The sequence below is a fragment of the Leptospira perolatii genome (genome assembly GCF_002811875.1).
GTDB lineage: Bacteria > Spirochaetota > Leptospiria > Leptospirales > Leptospiraceae > Leptospira_B > Leptospira_B perolatii.
Map to the genome: position 1 here is coordinate 504,919 of NZ_NPDZ01000001.1, position 16,933 is coordinate 521,851.

The following is a 16,933-nucleotide window of genomic DNA, read 5'->3' on the forward strand; positions in this document are numbered from 1 at the left end:
TGTTACATGTTGACTATTTTAAATAGGACAAAAAAATCATTTCTCTTGTCTAATTTTTTCTACCTACAATGGAAACATATAGATATATTATAATATTCTTTATTTCGTTCCTTACTTTTGGTGTTTCATTCCTCTCTGAGAGTATAGGAGCAGATACTTTGCTGCTGAAGGATGGTTCAAAATTCGAGAACGTAAAAGTGAAGCTTGTGCAAAACGGGTTTGAAGTAAAATTCCAAAACGGAAGCAAACGAGTTTTCTCGAGTAGTTCAATCAAGGCCGTGGAGACTCAGAAGACCTCTATAAGTTCAAATTCTCCTGCAAATTTTGGAGAGAAGCCTGCTAGGTCGGAAGCCAATTGGAACGAGGTTCCAAATTCCAAGGACGGTGAAATCTTAGAAAAAGCGGACAACTCCGATTTGTTGAAAATGCCTAAGTCAGTCGACCTAAAGCCGCAAGAAACTTCTCAAACTTCGGATTCTCTGTTGCTCTTTGCAGGTGGAATGATTCCGGGATGGTCTCCTTTAATCAGATCCACGGATCCATGGAAGCGGGGAACTGGGTTTGGGCTTTCTTTGCTAGAGATTTATTTAGCCTATAACTTAGCGCTATATTATGGGGAAAAGACCTCACTGTTGGAAAAACCAGGTCCTTCGATGCAGTTAGGGCTAATTCCTTTCGTTGTGCCACCGGATCAGAGAGCAATTGTTTTTGGATATGGCACTATGTATCTGTCTCAAAGGTTTGTTTTGGCAAATGGAAGAGAAATTGAATTGGAGACTTTGAAGAGAGAAAGGGATGCTTTTGCGCTAACGTTTCTCTCAGTATTAGTATTGGATGGATTTCTAAGTATGAATCGGGATTCTCAAGGAGAAACTCTGTTGCTTAAGGTTTCGCTCCTTCAAGGAGGCGCTTCATTCTCTTTTGGAAAAGCTTTCTAATTTTTTTGGCAGTACGAATCAATCGATTTCGTTTTCAACCTTGATCTTATGAAGGAGGATCAGATGAAAAAGAATCGTTGGTTACTTTTCCTTTTCCTACTATTGTCTGTCTCTTATTGTTCGGGCAATAAACAAGATGCGAAAGATACTGCAAAGTTAATGGCGTTAATAGCTGCAGGAAATCCCGGTTTGAGTGGGATCTACGCGGTGATTTCTCCGATGAATCAGGCGAATGGCGGTGGAGGAAACCCAAACCCATCAGTAAAATCTTCTTCCTTGCAAAAGGGAGCGGCTGTGCAGGCAACCTTTCCTTGTCCAGCTGGTGGAATTCAAACGGTCGATGGTGATCAGACTATTGTGTCAATTGATCCTACGACCGATCATATTACCGCGAATATGGTACAAGGTTACGCAAATTGCGTACTACCTTCGATCTCTCTCGACGGTTCCAAACAAGCTGTTGTGTTCACCGTGAGCGGCGAGCTCAAGCTAGTAGCCGATTCAACGATGACAATAGTGGATATTGATCCTAATATCGCTGGAGAGGAAGAATTTCACTCTACTGGTTTATTTAGCCTGCAATCGAACAACTTTTCCGCAAATGGTTATCAGTATCCACCATTTGAATTAAGCGTTGAGGTTGTAGAACAGAGTATTAAAGTAGCCCCCGATATTAATACCGGTGTTCCTACCCTGGAAATTAAAGAAAGCGTGATTATAAAGGGTAAAATAGGAGAGGAGGTAATTGACCTGAACTTGGAGGACCAAGTTTATAAAATTCCTCTTGGCTTTAACTAGGAGATTTATTAACCCAAGAAATTTGTCGAGGAGGGGCCACCCTCCTCTTTTTTTAATGGGTTAGTCCATTCAATTTTTCTAAATTACTGATTTTTTCCTGCAGCTCCTCGAACTGAGGAGATTCTGTTTTCAATTCCGATCCCCAGTCGATCTCTCACAGTTTCTAAGGTATGGGAGGCAACTTCTTTAGCTTTTGCTGCACCTTTTTTCATGGTTTCTATTACGTATGCAGGGTCGTTCGCGATTCTTTCCCTCTCTTTTCTTTGAGGCGCGAAATATTCGAGAATGTCGTTTAATAAATTCTTTTTTAGATCACCATAACCTGTTCCAGGAGTAGTGAATTTTTCTCTTAGTTGCTGTCTGGATTTTGCATCTAAAAACAAAGAATGAATTGAATAAATGATACTTTTGTCCGGGTCCTTTGCGTCGTCGATTCCAGCAGAATCGGTGACAATACCCATTACGGATTTCTTAAGTTTCTTTTCATCATCAAAGAAGTTGATCGTATTTCCGTAAGACTTGGACATTTTTGCTCCGTCGACCCCGGGGACAATTGCGGTCTCTTCGTCGATTTCCGGTTCGGGGAGCTTAAAGGTTTCTCCGTACTGAGCATTAAATTTTTCAGCGATATCTCTCGCGTATTCTAAGTGTTGCTTCTGGTCTTTTCCTACTGGGACTTTATCGCTATTGAATGCAAGGATATCCGCAGCCATCAGAACAGGATAAATGAAAAGCCCACCACTCGGATTGATTCCCTTCGCGACTTTGTCTTTAAAAGAATGCGCCAATTGCAACTGGGAAACGGTAATGGACATTGAGAGATACCAGCTCAGTTCGGTCACTTCTGGTAAGTCGGATTGCACCCAAAAGGTGCACTTGTCCGGATCGATTCCCAAGGCCAAAAAATCACAAACCGCATCGAATGTGTTGTTACTTTGATTTTCCCGATTAGAGAATGAAGTAAGTGCGTGCAAGTCTGCTACAAAGCAGAAAAGGTCGGAGCGATTTTGGTAATCTACGAGTTTTCGAATGACTGAGAAATAATTTCCTAAATGCAATTTTCCGGAGGGTTGGACTCCAGTCAGGATCCTCATTGTTTTTCCTCTGATGATAGTAGATGCGGAGGGAGCTCGAAGGTTTTTCCAGATAATCTTTCGTATTCACCTTTCAGCGCTCTGAGTTCCACGTCTAGTTTTCTGTGCGCTGTAAGCTTGTTCACCGTAAATTTATCTTTATAAATTACTGCATAGTTAAACAAAAGCTGGGCCATATCTACGAATGCGTATTCGAGAGTTTTTCCCATCAATCTGTTTTGTGTGACTAGCGCAGAATCGTAAAATGGAATGAATCGATGGAGAATTTTGACCTCGTCGATTACCTTCTCTTTCGAAGCCAACACTCGATCATTGAGTTGTCCCTTCGTTTCGTAATCTTTTGCAAGCAGGTGATTTTCTACGAGGATATTAATCTTCTCCGCAAATTTTCCCATAAAAGCCGAGGCTTCGGTTAACATTTTGATCAGATTGACCGCGATCTGATCCTCGACTCCTCCGGTGGAATGCTGATTGAAGTTCGCAAAGGAATACTGAAAGCTCGGATATTTTTTGTTAAATGCATCTAGTTGTCTAAGCAAGCTATTGATTTCTTCGATCTCCGGTTTGAAGAGCCCGGGAGCCATGATGAGCACGTCCCTGCTATGATTTCTAGATCCGACTTTAACAGTTCCTTCCAGAATCGGAGTATAACAAGATTGGAAATCCCTCATTAAGATATAGATCAGTTTATGAGGCATTCCTTTATAGGATGCCTTGAATGCAGCGGATTGCATATTCTCCGGCATATGGTGGGCAAAGAAGTCGTCTACGATTCCATTTAGAAAATCAAAAGAGATTTTCCCGTTTTCATCGATCTTAAAGTATCTTTGCCTTAAACCCTGCAGTTCTTCCTTTTTGTTCATACGGGTTAGGATATCATCCGTCAATTTGATGAGAGTACTATCGACTTCTTTTGTGATATCCGGAGATCCCTGGAATTTCGTGTCAACGATCGGTGGAACATTCAAAGTTTCTAATATTTCTTCCCAAGTGATAACTTTTTTGTTGGATACTACATAAAACGCGCGAATTGCATCCGTTAGTTTTGGACGACCACTTTCAAGACTTAGTCCGTAATTTAAACCTGAAACGATTGAAGGCAATTTCAGTGCTAATTTTTCGTCTTTTTTGACTAACTCAGGAACATGAGTCAGTATGATTTCCTTTGCATCCTCTCTGGACAAATGCCTCGCGTAGTACATTTGCATTTTTAAAGATCGATTCAAAAAGATTTCGGGCGAAATCTCATCGATAAACAGAGAGTCCAAGGAGATAAAGTTATTAAAGAATTTATTAAAATTTAATACGATATTATAAACGATAGGTCTCCAATGTCTCCAGCCTTGTTGTTCGGAAAGTCTCAAAGCTTGCAGAGTCGTGATAATCTGATCTTCTTTTAAAGCTTTGAATAATCTTTCTACGGCTGGATGGATCTTGAGATTTCTACCCAAAAATCCGACTTCGACAGTTCCGGTTTCTTTTGCGAAACGATTGATCGCTGCGTTACCGCCGAACAAATTCGCAAAGAATCCAAACCCTTGCCCTGGATCGGTTGTCTTTCGGGTGGTTTTCGAAGGAGACTTGGTGGCCGAAGTTTTTGCCTCGGAAGGACGTTCTTCTTTACCTTCTTCCTCTGTTTTGACTCGGCTTTCTTCCCGCTTTTTAGCTTCAAACTCCTCATCAACTTTTTTCATCAAGTCGATTCGGATAAAGATATCATTCGATTTCTGAATGACTTCATCTATCTTCTGTTGGTGTTCCGGGGACCGGGTCTTTCTGTAAAGGTCCGCAAAAATTTTATGTGCGTCTGTGCGCGAACTAGCGGACAAGGTTATTCCCTCTCGTTTAGGGGATTCTCCACAATCTGCGCATTGGAAGGAGCGCCAAAGTTAAAAAGAGATGCGGAGAGTCCAACATTAGTCTGCACGCCAGAGAAAGCAATGGAAGTGTATTCACCAGTACCTCTGTGCTTCATTCTAAGAGAACGAGGAGTATTGTCTGGTCCCATTGTGACTACGATTTCTTCGTAGGTCCTGCTAGAAGATTTCAATCTAAGCGAGCCTCCGACTGGGGTTACTTCCTCATATCCAGAAAGCAATCCAAAGACTCCACCGGTCATTCCTCTTAGATCCTGTTTTCCAACAATTCCTCTAGATGGGGAATAAAACCAAAGAAATCTACCATTCGCAGCAATCACCCTTCCATCTGAGAATTTTACGTGAAGTTGGTTGGGCTTTTTGTAAGACAAGGTTCCAGAAAGTTCGTTATTGATCGTAACACTTGCCCGAAAACTAGAGATTTCTCCCATTTTTCCTAAAAGCGCGTTGAGTCGGTCCCTACCAGGATCCGCTAAAATAGAAGTGCCGCAGACCAGTAGGACTGCGGCACCCAAAAAGGATATAATACCCTTGGATAAAGCCATAATCGTTCCTACTATGGCTTCATTAGACGAAATTATCCAAGTACTTTTTTAAACTCATCGGTGAGTGCAGGAACTACTTCGAATAAATCCCCGACTACTCCGTAAGTGGCAACCTTGAAGATCGGAGCGTCTCCGTCCTTATTGATTGCTACGATATACTTGGAAGAACCCATTCCGGCGAGGTGCTGAATCGCTCCGGAAATACCGCATGCGATATAGCAATTCGGAGAAACAGTCTTTCCGGTCTGGCCCACTTGGTGGCTGTGAGCAATCCAACCTGCGTCCACTGCTGCACGGGAAGCTCCCAAAGCCGCACCTAAAACATCCGCTAAGCTTTGCAGAACTGGCCAGTTTTCTGGTCCTTTGATTCCGCGACCTCCGGAAACAATGATAGATGCTTCCGTAAGTTGTACTTTAGAACCACCGGATAAATCGGTAGATACGATTTTTACTTTTGCTTCTCCAGCGGAAGGGCTTGCGGATTCCACAGCTCCTGCTCCAGCTTTTTGAACGATTTCTTGTGAATTCGGACGCACGGTGAAGATTTGAATCGCGCTAGTCACTTTGAAGTTTCCATACGCTTTTCCGGAATAAATCGGTTTCTTTGCGATTACGCGGTCTCCGTCTACTGAAAGACCTACTGCGTCAGCAATGATTCCAGCTCCAACCTTAACAGCCACTCTAGGTGAATAATCTTTCCCTTGAGAAGTATGAGGGAGTAATACTACAGCAGGTTTTTTGTCTTTAATCACTTCGGACACTAAATTTGCCCAAGTTTCTGCGTTGTACTCGCCTGCATTTACGGTTAGAATGGTGTCAGCGCCAACTGCTCCCAAGTCTCCGGCAAATTTTTCTACACCGGATCCGATAAGAAGTGCAGTTACTTTTCCACCCAATTTATCCGCAATCTTGCGACCTGCGGAAGTGATTTCTCTGGAGATTTTCTTCAGTTCTCCGTCTTTGAGTTCGCCTATAATTAAAACGTTGCTCACTGATTCTCTCCTTAGATAACCTTAGCTTCTTCTCTGAGAGCTTTCACTAATTGTTCTGCGTAACCCTTAGCATCTGCAGCTTCCAGTTTTCTGCCAGGAATACGAGGTGGAGGAGGTTCTAAACCTACCACTTCGACTTTGCTTGCAGGATTTCCTAGGTCGGCCGGAGTTTTTGTCTCGATCGGTTTTTTCTTAGCAGCCATCAAACCTTTTAGGTTAGGATAACGAGGTTCGTTTAATCCTTTTTGAGCTGTGATTGCTACTGGAAGAGAAGTTTCTACAACCTGAGTTCCGCCTTCGATTTCTTTCGTTGCTTTTACTGAGCTTCCACTGATTTCGAGGCTAACTGCAAAAGCTACGTGAGGAATTCCTAATGCTTCAGCGACTTGAACTACAACTTGAGAGCTATCAGAATCGATGGACTGGCGTCCTCCGATAATAACGTCTGCATTTTCAGACTTAGCAAAATTAGCGATTAACTCTGCAGTGAGTGTTGTGTCGAAAGGGACATAGTTATCAACTTTAATTTGAACGGCGCGATCCGCTCCCATTGCGTATGATTGACGAAGGGATTCTTGGACGCGGTCTGGTCCTAAGGAAACAGCAATAACTTCCCCTCCATTTTTCTCGCGCAGTCTTAAACCTTCTTCGATTGCGAATTCATCATAGGGAGAGATAATCCATTTAACACCAGCTTCGTTAATAGATTTGTCTCCGACCTTGATATTCGTTTCGGTGTCAGGCACCTGCTTCACTAAAACGATGATCTTCATGAACCTGAGTTCTCCAAATAAAATAGTGCTTTAAACACGAAAATCTGCGAAAGGTCGGGTGCAAACTACTTTTTTAGCTTCTTTTAGGAAATCTACCTCAATGAAACAGAATGAACGTTCTACTCCAGAAATATACCCAAGCCAATCCAACGATTACTACGATCACGTTTGCATCGGTTTTTAAGAAAAAGGTTAATCCCCAAAAGAAGGGTAAAAGTGAAAAACAAAGAAAAAACAAAAACCAATAAACTGATCTGGATTGAAGAGGTTGATGAATGGAGTTCTGGTAAGAAGTTCTGATCCCCTCTAAGTTAAATGAGGATAATCCTCCTTTACGTGCACCTAAGAAAAAGAATACGGCGCAAAGCAAAGTGAGTATGATTGAATAGATCATTTTGTTCCATCCTAACCGGTTCTGGAATAAGAAACGTCGTTCAGGTAACGTTTTGAGTGAGAATCCGGAAAAAAGAAAATGCGGTTTTCATAACCGCTCTTACAATAGGATCGAAATAACCGTCTTCAATGTCCAGCCCGTTTTGGAAGATAAGAGACGGGGTTCGTTGCAGGTGTTCCATCAATTTGTAACGGTCCAAAGTCTGAGACAGAAAGAACAAATTGTCTTTAACAAATAAAAGGTGAAAGAGAGGAGAACCATGAAAGCAACCATGGAGAAGAAATTAGACATTTTTAATCCTACTGAGGACCATATAGCCCTTCGAGAAAATGTGGCTACCTTTGCGAAACAAAGCTTGGATTCCCAAGCCAAAAGCCACGACGACGAAGAGCGGTTCAATTTGGACCTGTTTCGTAAATTAGGATCCGAGCTAGGGATCTTCGGCGTAACGATTCCACAGGAGCACGGTGGAATGGGAATGGATCCGGTTGCAGCAGTCATTATTCACGAAGAGTTATCAGCTTACGATCCAGGATTTACACTTTCTTATTTGGCACATGAAGTTCTTTTCGTAAATAACTTCTACTTCAGCTCGAATGAAAAGCAAAGGCAGAAATACCTTTCTAAAGTTTTGAGTGGAGAATGGATTGCCGGAATGGGAATGACCGAACCCGGAGCTGGCACCGACGTACTCGGAATGACCACAGTTGCCACTCGGAAAGGAGATCGCTTTGTTCTCAACGGTATCAAGCAATTCATTACGAACGGAAATACAGGGAACGTTTTCCTGATCTATGCAAAAACACACAAGGACGCGCGCAGAACTACTTCCTTTGTAGTGGAGAGTACTTTTCCCGGATTTAGCGTAGGAAAAAAAGAAGAGAAGATGGGGATGCGATCTTCTCCGACAACTCAATTAGTTTTTGATAATATGGAAGTACCTGCAGAAAATCTTTTAGGTTCTGAAGACGGTGCTCTGACTCATATGATGCGGAATTTGGAAATAGAGCGGATCACTTTGGCGGCCCAGTCCTTGGGAATTGCAAAACGCTGCGTGGATATCATGTGCGATTATACGATCCGGCATAGAGAGGCTTTTGGTAAAAAGCTGATCGAATTCGGACAAATCCAAAGATTGGTCGCGGAATCCTATGCTGACTTTCAGGCGGCAAGGGCACTTGTTTATGAAGTAGCTTCCAAGATTCATCCGGAAAATAGAAACTCTTTGGGTGCTGCATCTGCAAAGTTGGTTTCTACGCAAATGGCGGAGCGTGTTTCTAGAAATGCGATCCAAGTTTTAGGAGGCTATGGATATTGCAGAGAGTATCCGGTAGAAAGATTGCACAGAGATGCGATTTTGCTTTCGATCGGAGGAGGCACAAACGAGGCCATGCAAAAGAATATCGCTGCGGATCTGAAAAAAATTTACGGAACTACATTTTGAGCAGAAAAGCAATCCAACTCACAGACGAACTTTACAAATATCTTCTTTCTAAGTCCTTGAGAGAAGATAAACTTCTAAGGGATTTGAGAAAAGAAACCGCTAAGCTTCCACAGGCCGGAATGCAAATCAGCCCGGATGAAGGTCAATTTTTGCACTTAATCACTAAGATTTTAGGTGCGAAGAGAATTCTGGAGATCGGAACTTTTACCGGCTATTCATCTATTTGTTTTGCATCCGCTTTGCCTAAAGACGGAGTCCTTTATGCATGTGATACCAGCGAGGAATGGACAAATATCGCAAAGAAATACTGGAAAGAGGCAGGACTAGAACAAAAGATTCGACTTAAAATCGGTCCCGCTTCAGAAACTCTAAAAGAGCTGAAAGAGAAAATTGATTCTGGAAAGGAAGAGCAGATCGATATCGTCTTTATCGATGCCGACAAGGGAAACTATAGATTGTATTATGAATTATCCCTGAGCATCTTGCGAAAGGGCGGCTTAATACTGATTGATAATGTACTATGGGATGGCAAAGTGATTGATCCGAATCACCAGGACAATGATACAATCGCGATTCGGGCTCTTAACGATGCTATTCTCGGAGATGTCCGAGTCGATCTCTCCATGCTCTCGATTGCGGATGGTCTGACGATCGCACGTAAAAATATATAAATATTCGAATCCTTTTATTTTGTAATTCAGTAGAACAAGATTCCGACGAGAACTCTGATTTTTGGAACAAAAAGTTTTTCATGACAAAAGTGTCGTACATTCTATATTCAATTTTCGTATATTGCCTCTGCTCTGTAGAAATTCCTGCGGACTCGGCCCCTAGTCAACCCGCCAAAACTCTGAGTATTGTGGCCGTGGGCGATATCATGTCGCACCAAACCCAGCTGGATTCTGCTTTTGATTCTTCTTGTTCTTGTTGGGACTTCTCAAAGGTTTTCTCGGAGATTGCACCAATGATTTCGGAAGCGGATCTTGCGGTCGGAAATCTAGAGACTACCTTGCCGGGAGAGCCCAAGTTTTATTCGGGCTATCCCCAGTTTGGATCTCCGGATTCTTTAGCGAAAACGATCAAAGACATAGGTTTCGATGTAGTATCTACTGCCAACAATCATTCCTGTGATAAGGGCAGGCACGGGATTATTAGAACGATTCAGGCGCTCGATGAAATAGGACTAAAGCATCTCGGCACTTACCAAAGCAAAAAAGAATATAAGAAAAATAGAATACTTCGAGTGGAAGTTGGGGATTTCAAACTTGCCTTCCTGAATTATACGTACGGAACGAATGGTTTGGAAATTCCTTCGGATACTATCGTAAATTTAATCGATAAAAGGCTGATTTCCAAGGATATACGTTTAGCGAAATCCTACAACCCGGATGCAATCATCGTGATGTTCCATTACGGTGCGGAATATTTGAGAGAACCGGACGATTATCAAAAAGACATTACGGATTTTGCATTTAAGTCCGGTGCCGATATCGTGCTGGGAGGTCATCCTCATACAGTTCAAAAATTCGGGAAGAAAGTAGTCAGAGACAGATTTAAAGACAAGAAGGAAAGATTTTTCGTATATTCTCTAGGGAACTTTGTCTCTGGTCAGGATCGGCGCTATGTGGATGGAGGTATGGTCCTAAAATTCAAACTCGTAAAGAAAGGAAATTCCACCAAGGTAGAAGATGCGGGTTACGAACCAATCTGGGTTCATATCGATAAGACACAAGAGAAGGCAGAATTCAGGGTAATTCCGATTAAGAAATACTTAAAGAACGACCAAGAGCGAAAATTGCCGGAAGAATTATTCCAACGAATGAAAGAGTTTTACGAAGACACGATCCAAGTACTGGGCCCACCAATAGAATAACTTTTTATCGTGTAGGAGCTCCTACATAGATTCAAATTAGAACTTGCGTAAAAAGCGAATCAATGCTATGAGGCCAATCGATCGGCGCGGTGAAAGGCGCTTTGTATTGCCTCGCGGGTACCACCGCACCGGCCCCCACCCAAAGAAGGGTGGGGACACCCTCAAGCAAACGCAAACGGCAGGAAAACGCAGCCTACATAGCTTTGGCTCAGATCCTTCTCCAAAATAGATTCCAGATAAAACTCCTTAGAATCCGGTTCCGGACGGGAGCTAATCTGGTCGGTGAGTGCGAATGCTTCCACTGCACGGTATACCAAAGGACTTTTGTCGATTTCACAGGACTGGGTGGTTTGTAGTTCATCAAGAATTTGGTTCACAGGTGCCTCCGTTCGGATTTCTTTCTCCCAATAAAGTTCAGTCTTGACTAGAACCTAGGGAATATGAGATTATCCTTTATATACTAAATTTCTTTAGTGCTAAATATCTTAATAACTAAGATAATTATCGTCTAAGATATATGTCAACCTTTTCTGTCGAAAAAATGTCTCGGGAAGAGATTTTACAAACGCTGCACTGGACCATGAGGGAACTAGGGAGCATTTCTGTTCTGATTAGTCAGGCGGTGGCCGATATAGTCGGGATCAATAGTTCGGATATGGAATCCGCCGACTTTTTGAATATCCATGGGCCAATGTGTGCGGGGAAACTCGCAGAACGTACGGGTCTGACCTCTGGTGCGGTTACTGGAATGATCGATCGCTTAGAAAAGGCGAACCTGGCCAAAAGAGTAGCCGATCCGAAGGATCGACGAAAGGTGCTGATCATGCCTCTGCCCGATCGTGGCCAAGAAATTGGATGCCATTTTGAATCCTTTGGAATGGCTGTTCAGAACACACTTTCCCAATTTTCCGACGAAGACCTCATCAAATTCCTGAATATCTGCAAGGCTTTAGTGGCAGTCTCCGGTGAAGAGTTAAAGAAACTCCGAACCAAAGAAGAAAAGCATCATAAACCTGAAGAAAAGAAATTCACTCCAAAAACCTAAAAAAAATACTTTAATATTAAATAGTTTATTGTCTAAGTATTTGAGGTAAACATGAACCAATTATTTTCATCCTTATCAATAGGCGCACATTCTTTGAAAAATCGCATCGTAATGAGCCCCATGACTCGGTCTAGAGCGATTTCCAATCTGCCAAACGAACTGATGGCAGAGTACTATTCACAAAGGGCAGATGCAGGTTTAATTATAACCGAGGGAACTTCTCCCTCTCCGAATGGATTAGGCTACGCAAGGATCCCAGGAATCTTCTCTGAGGAACAGGTTTCTGGATGGAGAAAAGTCACTGAAGCAGTTCACAAAAAGGGTGGAAAAATCTTTGTTCAAATTATGCATACAGGGCGTGTGGGACATCCTCTGAATTTGCCGAAAGGAGCCGAGATAATCGCACCTTCAGCAATTACACTCAAGGGTGAAATCTGGACAGATGCCCAAGGAAACCAACCCTACGGAACGCCTAGGGAAATGCAAAAGGCAGATATTGAAAAGGCGATTCAAGAATATGCGGTTGCCGCTGAGAATGCACTTTCTGCCGGATTTGATGGCGTGGAGCTTCACGGAGCCAACGGTTATCTGATCGATCAATTCCTGAATCCTGGTACGAATCACAGATCCGACGAATACGGTGGAAGCATTGAAAACCGAAATCGTTTTGCGGTCGAAGTAGCTCGAGAAGTTGCTAAAAGGATCGGACCGGAAAAGGTCGGAATCAGAATCTCTCCTTTTGGGGTATTCAATAGTTTAGAAATTTATGATGGAATCGAAGAGCAATATTCCACTTTAGCCAAGGAGTTGGGAACTCTGAAGCTGGCATACGTTCACATCGTTGACCATTCCTCTATGGGAGCTCCGAAACCTGAAGAAAATACGGTTCGCAGGATCCGCGAAGAATATAAGAAGGCAAATCCGAACGGTCTCTACATTCTTTCGGGTGGATACGATGTTCTTAGGTCCGATTCAGATCTGAAAGGCGGAAGAGGTGATTTGATCGCCTTCGGACGAAACTTTATTTCCAATCCAGACTTGGTGGATAGATTGAGAAAAGGCCAAACTTTGGAAAATCCGAATCCGGATACATTTTATACACCAGGACCGAAAGGCTATACCGACTATAAAGTGTTAGCCGAGAATTCGCACCAAAACGGTGTGCTTTCCGAGCAACTCGTAAACTAGCGAGTCAACTTAACAAGCATCTCCTCCTCCGTGGAGGAGGAGATGTAAAGTTCCGTTTCTCAGCTCAAACAGGCTGTGTATTGAGGCGTCGTAGCCTATATCAGTAAAAATCAAAACTGGTGTAGGGTCTTCCGATCTGTAAACGATTCCATTCAAGTGATACGAGCCGCCGTACATTCCGATTTCTTCCGTAAGTTTATCAGAATATTCGAATGCAATTAATACTTTTTCGGGCCCTGATTTGCGAGCCAATAAATACAAGTATTTTCTCTCTGCGTTATTCTTAACGTAAGCGATTCTTCCAGAAATGAAAGTTTCCTTTTTGGGGGTTTTGAATTCGTATACTTCCTGTATTTGCACTTTTAGCCATTCTGCTTCGGAAAATCCTTTTGCCTTCCATACAGTTCCGGCTAAAGTTTTATAAAGTTCGAAATCCGTGGAATTTGCTGTAGTTAATTCCTGTAAGGCGATAGACTTTAGCCCAAGCTCCGGAGAATAAACGACATAGATATTTTTTGAATCCAAGGATTTGCTGGGCTTTACCTTCAACGCTGGTAATTCTTGGCATCCGTAAGTAGTAGCTGCATCTCCTAGAAAGTCAGGTCCATTCTCTCCAGTAACAAGTGCTACCGAAGGCAATGTTTCTTTGACCCCGCTTCTGAATTTATAATCAAATTCGTATTCTTCCTTGGCTACTTGCCAACCGCCTGGGCCGTAAAAGGCGAGAGGCACAAAAATTGGGAGTTCCTTAGGATCGTATGCAGCCGACACAAAACCTAAAAGTCTATATGTGTCGAGTGTATCAGGGGGAGTTGAGCCTAAATACTTTCTAGAGACAAACCCGGTTCTGCCGTCCTCCGTTTTTATCTTCACCCATTCGGAGGGCTCTTCTTTTACGATATGAACTTTGGCGCCTTTTGTTAGACCGAACAGCACCTTACCAGTCTCGGGGGCTTCCCTGACATTCAAACTTCCCGAAGTGATCAGAACATAACGTACAGCACTTTTATCTTCCGGGAAAACCGGAAGTAAAAGAAAGAGAGTTAGTATAGCGATCAACTTATGACTGCGAAAGAACATCTATGAATCATATTCCTTGCGAAATAAGAACTCAGCAAACATTTTTCTGAAGTGGATTTCGTTTAATAAGGAGCTTTTTGCTTTGGAGAAAATACAGGTTATCTGCGGATCTTAAGAAATCAAAACCATTCTCAAGATCGGTTGAGATCGCGGAAAAACGCTGACTCAGGAATTAGAGATTAATCCTGAATTAGGCGTTCGATGGTTTTTTCGGAAAGCTGTTTCATGCGGACATCTTTTGCAGATAAATCTTCCAGAGATTTTCTGAATTGGTCCTGGCCTTTCAGCATTCCAACAGATAGAACATTCTCGGATTCAACTTCGTATTTTCGAATCTCTCCGGTTAGTTTCTCTTTATTCGCGGTGATTTTTTTCTCTACTGCTTGAAGATCCATGTTTGGATTTTCAGCGAGTTCTCTAAATAAGGGAGTTTCTCCAAATAGAATATTGATTAACTCGGATTTAGGAGTGTTTCCTTCACCGAGAATTCCTAACTTCATCTGCTCTTTGGATAATTCTGCCTGAAGTCCTGCGAGCGATTCTTGGATCTTGAGATACCTAGAAGTCAAACTCGAAGAGAATTCTGTCTTATCTACGGCGTTCTTTGCTGTTTCCGAAGGGGCTTCCGTTTTCCCTGGAACGGCGGATCTTTTGTCTCTGAGCAGTTTTTCTGCTGATGATACTAGATTCGTCAGTTGAACGTCCATGTTCTTTACCCTCCTTTTCGGATTTACCGGACCAAAGTGGAGGATAACTGGAATCTACTTCCTCTCTTTCCCCACCCGGCTTTTATGTCGCATCTATCCGGCTACTCCGCAGGCTTATCTGTACTCAATATCGGAAAAAGTCCTCAGAACCAATGAATTTTTTTTCCGATGTATCAGCTTTTTGGGAAAAAAATCCGAAAGAGAATCTGTGGAAAGCACCTTAATCGCCCGCGGCGACGGCTATTATTTGAGCTCAGAAAAATCGTATTTGGATAGAAGCACGATACATTCTTTCCTTTCGAATTCGTACTGGGCAAAGGGAATCCGAAAAGAATTAGTCGATGTTCTCATTGAGAATTCTCCGGCGTGCTTCGGAGTCTACCGGGGCGAGCCAGGAAGCGAGGGCGCCTCTCAAGTCGCTTATGCGAGAGTGGTAACCGACTTGGTAAGGTTTTCTTATTTGGCAGATGTGTTTGTTCTGCCCGAGCATCGCGGAAACGGGTTAGCAAGATGGCTCGTCGAAACGATTATAAACCTCCCAAAATTAAGAGGGACTAGATTTTTGCTTTTTACCAACGATGCGCATAAGGTGTATTCTAAGGTCGGATTCGTCCCGCTTAGGGATAGTTGGAAGGGAATGGAAAGATTGATGAACCAAGATCTAATCTCAATCGATTACAATTTGTAACTTTCGCGTAGTTATATCAGATCTTTCGATCAAAAAAGAAAAACCACTATCAAATCCGTTTTCTGCTTTCCTAATATTCTATTTCCGAAACCCCTGTTTTGCGGGGGAGAGGAGCATGGCTAAAGTTTTAGGAATCGGCGGAGTTTTTTACAAATCGAATAACAAAAGTGATCTACTAGCTTGGTACAAAAAACACTTAGGAATAGCGTTTGAAGATGAAAACGTACCGGCCTTCACTTTGGAAAAATATCCTAACGGATCGGTAGTCGTGCTCGGACTTTTCGAGAAAAGTACGAAATACTTTGAGCCCTCTACAAAAGAATTTATGATCAACTTCGTCGTGGACGATCTGGTACAGTTGATGGAGAAACTAAAGTCAGAAGGAATCGAACCCACTGCTCCGATGTTAGAAGAACCTTACGGAAAGTTCTGTTGGATCATGGACCCTGACGGAAACAAAATCGAATTGTGGGAGCCGATTCCTTAATCGTCTAGTTTCAGTTCAAGAGTTTACAAACTTGGGCCTTCTTCGTTCTAGTACAGCGTGCAAACCTTCATCGAAGTTTCCACTCACAAAAGGCACGAACTCCTGAATCAGTTTTTCCGAAGGATTGCTTAACTCCCGTACTAGATCGGCGCGAATACTTTTCTTGATCGATTCCATGCTCGCTTGCGGGAGTTCCAACATACTTAAGATTGCTTCTTCGGACTTTTTGTTCATATCGGCGGTCGGAAATATTTGATCCACTAATCCGATCGCTTTTGCTTCTTCGGGTTTGTATGCTTTTGCCAACATCGCGACGTCTCTCAATTTGGATTTTCCAACGACTGTCTCAATGATATTCAATAGAGTCCGGGGGATCGTAAGGCCCACAAGAACCTCTGAAAAGCAGTATCGAAATTTTCCGTCCCCCATGAATCTGAAGTCGGTTAATATTCCGAGAACAGCTCCGCCTGCCATTGCATGCCCATTGATCACGGACACTTCGATCTTTTGAAAAGAGTACATTACTCTTATAAGATCGAAGAGCTTTGAGAATACTTTTACTCTCTCATCGATGGATCGATCCAACATATAACTTGCTCCTAATCCGTTGGAAAAAAACTTTTCCTGCTTGGATCCGATCATGACAGCCCTGATTGTTTTGATTTCGGCCAGATGTAAGTGAGCTTGGATTAACTCCTCGAGTATCTCTTCAGTCATTTCATTGGAAGGAGCATGGTTTAACCATATCCAAGCCAGTGGCCCTTTCTCTTCGATTTTGATATTCTTAAAAGTAGGCATTTGTGTTTTCCCCTGTTCTATTACTGTTCTTTTTTTGATTCCTTATATTTAGGCTCAGTGGCTTTGTTGCTCACTGATAAATGAATTATATAGGATGAATATCGAGACAACAATAGTTTCAAATTTTCTAAATGACTTAGAGGATTTTTTTGAGTTAATTGAACGATGTTTTGTTGTTAAAATAATTTGCTTTGCAAATGAAAATAAATAGG

19 protein-coding genes are annotated in these 16,933 nt (G+C 42.5%); 9 read left to right on the forward strand and 10 right to left on the reverse strand.

Features of this window, described 5'->3' with window-relative positions:
* Nucleotides 1-158: 158 nt before the first annotated feature.
* Complete coding sequence (locus tag CH373_RS02370; protein WP_100712322.1) at nt 159-938, forward strand: hypothetical protein; 780 nt, start codon at nt 159-161, stop codon at nt 936-938.
* 63 nt (nt 939-1,001) lie between these two features.
* Nucleotides 1,002-1,736: a sigma factor SigX-regulated lipoprotein gene (srp, locus tag CH373_RS02375; RefSeq protein WP_125169853.1), complete on the forward strand. Its 735-nt coding sequence runs from the start codon at nt 1,002-1,004 to the stop codon at nt 1,734-1,736.
* 83 nt (nt 1,737-1,819) lie between these two features.
* Here srp and trpS read toward each other — a convergent pair whose 3' ends face one another.
* The 6 genes from trpS to CH373_RS02405 form a co-directional block, all read right to left on the reverse strand.
* A complete protein-coding gene (trpS, locus tag CH373_RS02380) occupies nt 1,820-2,830 on the reverse strand; it encodes a tryptophan--tRNA ligase (protein WP_100712325.1) in 1,011 nt (336 codons plus the stop codon).
* Nucleotides 2,827-4,659: a hypothetical protein gene (locus CH373_RS02385; protein ID WP_100712327.1), complete on the reverse strand. Its 1,833-nt coding sequence runs from the start codon at nt 4,657-4,659 to the stop codon at nt 2,827-2,829. Before CH373_RS02385 ends, trpS begins: the two co-directional genes overlap by 4 nt.
* Before the next feature lie 2 nt (nt 4,660-4,661).
* Nucleotides 4,662-5,252: a LolA family protein gene (locus CH373_RS02390; RefSeq protein ID WP_100712328.1), complete on the reverse strand. Its 591-nt coding sequence runs from the start codon at nt 5,250-5,252 to the stop codon at nt 4,662-4,664.
* Nucleotides 5,253-5,284: 32 nt separating this feature from the next.
* Nucleotides 5,285-6,244: an electron transfer flavoprotein subunit alpha/FixB family protein gene (locus tag CH373_RS02395; RefSeq protein WP_100712329.1), complete on the reverse strand. Its 960-nt coding sequence runs from the start codon at nt 6,242-6,244 to the stop codon at nt 5,285-5,287.
* 11 nt (nt 6,245-6,255) lie between these two features.
* Nucleotides 6,256-7,017, reverse strand: coding sequence for an electron transfer flavoprotein subunit beta/FixA family protein (locus tag CH373_RS02400; protein WP_100712330.1), 762 nt, complete (start codon nt 7,015-7,017; stop codon nt 6,256-6,258).
* A gap of 97 nt (nt 7,018-7,114) precedes the next feature.
* Nucleotides 7,115-7,411 carry an LIC10362 family protein gene (locus CH373_RS02405; RefSeq protein WP_100712332.1) on the reverse strand — a complete coding sequence of 99 codons (297 nt, stop codon included), beginning with the start codon at nt 7,409-7,411 and terminating at the stop codon, nt 7,115-7,117.
* 259 nt (nt 7,412-7,670) lie between these two features.
* Here CH373_RS02405 and CH373_RS02410 point away from each other — a divergent pair, with 259 nt between their 5' ends.
* The 3 genes from CH373_RS02410 (at nt 7,671) to CH373_RS02420 (ending at nt 10,728) form a co-directional block, all read left to right on the forward strand.
* Nucleotides 7,671-8,855 (forward strand): acyl-CoA dehydrogenase family protein, encoded by a 1,185-nt coding sequence (locus CH373_RS02410; RefSeq protein WP_100712333.1) that lies wholly within the window; start codon nt 7,671-7,673, stop codon nt 8,853-8,855.
* On the forward strand, nt 8,852-9,526 hold the full coding sequence (locus tag CH373_RS02415; RefSeq protein ID WP_100712334.1) for an O-methyltransferase: 675 nt from the start codon (nt 8,852-8,854) through the stop codon (nt 9,524-9,526). The genes CH373_RS02410 and CH373_RS02415 overlap by 4 nt, the downstream gene beginning before the upstream one ends.
* Before the next feature lie 80 nt (nt 9,527-9,606).
* The gene (locus CH373_RS02420; RefSeq protein ID WP_100712335.1) at nt 9,607-10,728 is read left to right on the forward strand and encodes a CapA family protein; all 1,122 of its coding nucleotides are present in this window, start codon (nt 9,607-9,609) and stop codon (nt 10,726-10,728) included.
* A gap of 161 nt (nt 10,729-10,889) precedes the next feature.
* Here CH373_RS02420 and CH373_RS02425 read toward each other — a convergent pair whose 3' ends face one another.
* On the reverse strand, nt 10,890-11,105 hold the full coding sequence (locus CH373_RS02425) for a hypothetical protein (protein ID WP_100712337.1): 216 nt from the start codon (nt 11,103-11,105) through the stop codon (nt 10,890-10,892).
* A gap of 164 nt (nt 11,106-11,269) precedes the next feature.
* Between CH373_RS02425 and CH373_RS02430 the strand changes: the two genes are divergently transcribed.
* Together CH373_RS02430 and CH373_RS02435 are read left to right on the forward strand one after the other, a co-directional pair.
* Nucleotides 11,270-11,773, forward strand: coding sequence for a MarR family winged helix-turn-helix transcriptional regulator (locus tag CH373_RS02430; protein WP_243393217.1), 504 nt, complete (start codon nt 11,270-11,272; stop codon nt 11,771-11,773).
* A 51-nt stretch (nt 11,774-11,824) separates the two neighbouring features.
* Nucleotides 11,825-12,961: an alkene reductase gene (locus CH373_RS02435; RefSeq protein WP_100712340.1), complete on the forward strand. Its 1,137-nt coding sequence runs from the start codon at nt 11,825-11,827 to the stop codon at nt 12,959-12,961.
* Nucleotides 12,962-12,970: 9 nt separating this feature from the next.
* Here CH373_RS02435 and CH373_RS02440 read toward each other — a convergent pair whose 3' ends face one another.
* Together CH373_RS02440 and CH373_RS02445 are read right to left on the reverse strand one after the other, a co-directional pair.
* Nucleotides 12,971-14,041 carry an SH3 domain-containing protein gene (locus CH373_RS02440; protein ID WP_100712341.1) on the reverse strand — a complete coding sequence of 357 codons (1,071 nt, stop codon included), beginning with the start codon at nt 14,039-14,041 and terminating at the stop codon, nt 12,971-12,973.
* A 179-nt stretch (nt 14,042-14,220) separates the two neighbouring features.
* Nucleotides 14,221-14,748, reverse strand: coding sequence for an LIC10415 family protein (locus CH373_RS02445; RefSeq protein WP_100712343.1), 528 nt, complete (start codon nt 14,746-14,748; stop codon nt 14,221-14,223).
* 208 nt (nt 14,749-14,956) lie between these two features.
* Between CH373_RS02445 and CH373_RS02450 the strand changes: the two genes are divergently transcribed.
* Nucleotides 14,957-15,436 carry a GNAT family N-acetyltransferase gene (locus CH373_RS02450; protein WP_207761420.1) on the forward strand — a complete coding sequence of 160 codons (480 nt, stop codon included), beginning with the start codon at nt 14,957-14,959 and terminating at the stop codon, nt 15,434-15,436.
* Nucleotides 15,437-15,551: 115 nt separating this feature from the next.
* A complete protein-coding gene (locus CH373_RS02455; RefSeq protein WP_100712345.1) occupies nt 15,552-15,923 on the forward strand; it encodes a VOC family protein in 372 nt (123 codons plus the stop codon).
* Between the two features lie 15 nt (nt 15,924-15,938).
* On the opposite strand, the gene CH373_RS02460 is transcribed toward CH373_RS02455, so the two are convergent.
* A complete protein-coding gene (locus CH373_RS02460; RefSeq protein WP_100712346.1) occupies nt 15,939-16,721 on the reverse strand; it encodes an enoyl-CoA hydratase/isomerase family protein in 783 nt (260 codons plus the stop codon).
* Nucleotides 16,722-16,933 lie beyond the last annotated feature (212 nt).